Annotated in this window: 2 protein-coding genes; both read left to right on the forward strand. The window is 44.9% G+C overall.

Translation table 11 applies throughout. The features are described from left to right. Positions 1 to 2,047: transcription-repair coupling factor (gene mfd, locus B4K20_RS08430; protein WP_289282558.1), on the forward strand; the 2,047-nt coding region annotated here is incomplete at its 5' end. Continuing rightward, a partial coding sequence (locus B4K20_RS08435; RefSeq protein WP_289282559.1) for a methyltransferase domain-containing protein occupies positions 2,044 to 2,646 on the forward strand: 603 nt, incomplete at its 3' end. The genes mfd and B4K20_RS08435, both read left to right, overlap by 4 nt.

Consider the following 2,646-nt stretch of genomic DNA (forward strand, 5'->3'; position numbering starts at 1 on the left):
TACCGATGCCATTATCCGTAATCTGGCCGAACTCTCTATCGGTGATGCTGTTGTCCATGAAGATCATGGGGTAGGTCGGTACCTTGGTCTGCAAACATTGGATATTGGTGATGTCACCGCTGAATATGTGACTTTGGAATATGCCAAAGGCGATAAGCTTTATGTACCTGTCGCTTCTCTGGATTTAATCAGTCGTTATTCTGGCGCGGCACCTGAATTAGCCCCATTACACAAACTTGGCACAGGTCAATGGGAAAAAGCCCGTAAACGTGCAGCAGAAAAAGCACGGGATGTGGCAGCAGAACTACTTGATATCTACGCTCGTCGTGCTGCGAATAAAAAACAGCCCATGGGTATGCCAGATGAAGACTATGCGGCTTTCGCTGCGGCCTTCCCCTTCGAGCCAACGCCTGATCAACAAGATGCCATTGATGCCGTTATCAAAGACATGTTGTCGGAACAACCTATGGACAGGCTGGTATGTGGTGACGTGGGCTTTGGCAAAACAGAAGTCGCTATGCGAGCCGCGTTTATGGCCGTACATTCCGGTAAACAGGTTATGGTGTTGGTACCCACTACCTTGCTTGCACAACAACATTATGAAAACTTTAAAGATCGCTTTGCTGACTGGCCGGTGAAAGTCGAAGTGTTATCGCGTTTCCAGTCAAAAAAATCCTTGGATAAAGTCAAAGCCGGTATCAGTGAAGGTAACGCTGACATCATTATCGGTACTCACAAATTACTTCAGCAAGATATTGATCCCAAACGTCTGGGCCTGTTTATTTTGGATGAAGAACACCGATTTGGTGTCACTCAGAAAGAGCAGATAAAAAAATACCGTGCTCATATAGACGTACTGACGCTGACGGCAACACCAATACCACGCACTTTAAATATGTCGATTTCCGGTATTCGTGATTTGTCGATTATTGCCACAGCACCGGCACGCCGTTTAGCGATAAAAACGTTTGTTTTACAATGGGATGCAGAGAAAATTCGCGAAGGTATGCTGCGTGAAATCAAACGTGGTGGTCAGGTTTATTTCCTTCACAACAAAGTCGAAGATATCGATCGCGTCGCCCGTGAAATTGAAGCCATTCTGCCAGAGGCCAAAGTGGCCGTCGCTCATGGACAAATGCGTGAGCGTGAATTAGAACAGGTCATGCTCGACTTTTATCATCAACGCTTTAATGTGTTGGTTTGTACCACCATCATCGAAACGGGCATTGACGTCCCAACCGCCAATACTATTTTTATCGATCGTGCAGATAAGCTTGGTCTGGCTCAGTTGTACCAAATCCGTGGCCGTGTTGGTCGTTCACATCATCGGGCCTATGCTTATCTCATCACACCGCCACAAAAAGCCATGACGAAAGACGCGGTGAAACGTCTGGAAGCCATCGAGTCTATTGAAGACTTAGGCGCAGGCTTTACTTTAGCAACTCATGATATGGAAATCCGTGGGGCTGGCGAGTTATTAGGTGACGAGCAAAGCGGCCAAATGCAGGAAATTGGTTTTAATCTGTACAACGAGTTATTAGAACGTGCTGTCAGAGCATTGAAATCGGGTAAAGAACCCAGTCTGAATCAATCAGACCGCCACTTTGTTGAAATCGATTTACACGTTCCTGCTCTTATTCCTTCTGACTATTTACCTGATGTGCATACACGTTTGGTTTTGTATAAACGTATCTCTGCAGCGGCTGATAATGAGGCATTGCATGAGCTACAGGTCGAAATGATTGATCGTTTTGGCTTGTTACCGGATCAGGTCAAAACCTTGTTTGCTGTTCATGAGCTTCGTTTTAAAGCGAAACAAATTGGTATTCGAAAAATTGATGTCTATGACCAAGGCGGGCGTTTATTATTTGAAGAGTCGCCCAATGTGGATCCGATGACTATTATTAATCTCATTCAAAAACAGCCTAAAAAATTCAAATTAGATGGTCAGGACAAATTGCGCTTTGTTGAAGACATGCCAGAAGCTGATGATCGCATTGTTGCTCTCGATAGCTTATTAGATGCCTTATTGACTAAAAGCGCATGACCATTCAACACGATCGTAATTTCGATGACTTATTCGATAGGTTTGAAAGTAAAATCTACGAAACCGTTAAAGGCGAATGGCGGTTACGTTTATTAAAAGAAGACCTGGCAAGGTTCGCTGCCGCATCGCCCATGAATGTGTGGGATGCAGGCTGTGGCCAGGGGCAAATCAGTCTCTGGCTGGCAGAGCATGCTCACCAACTGACGCTGTGTGATCTGTCAGAAAAGATGCTTAATACGGCTAAAACTCATTTTGAACAGGCCAATATCAAAGCCACGTTTTATCATGAGTCAGCACAAAGTCTCGCTAAACAGCTACCACAATTTGATTTAGTGTTGTGTCATGCTGTGCTGGAGTGGTTAAGCGAACCACTTGCATCGCTCAAGACAATCATGGACAAAGTCAGGCCTGGTGGCTATTTATCCCTGCTGTTCTACAACAGAAATGCCATGGTCTACAGCAATGTTTTAAAAGGCGGCTGGAGATTACCCCCCATACTTAATGATAGTTACATTGGTAAAGGTAATAAATTAACGCCGCCAAACCCACAGTTTCCACACATTATTCTTGATGAAATGCGCCATGCTGGGTTTTCCATT

Origin of the sequence: Methylophaga sp. UBA5088 (assembly GCF_002414625.1) — a bacterium.
GTDB lineage: Bacteria > Pseudomonadota > Gammaproteobacteria > Nitrosococcales > Methylophagaceae > Methylophaga > Methylophaga marina.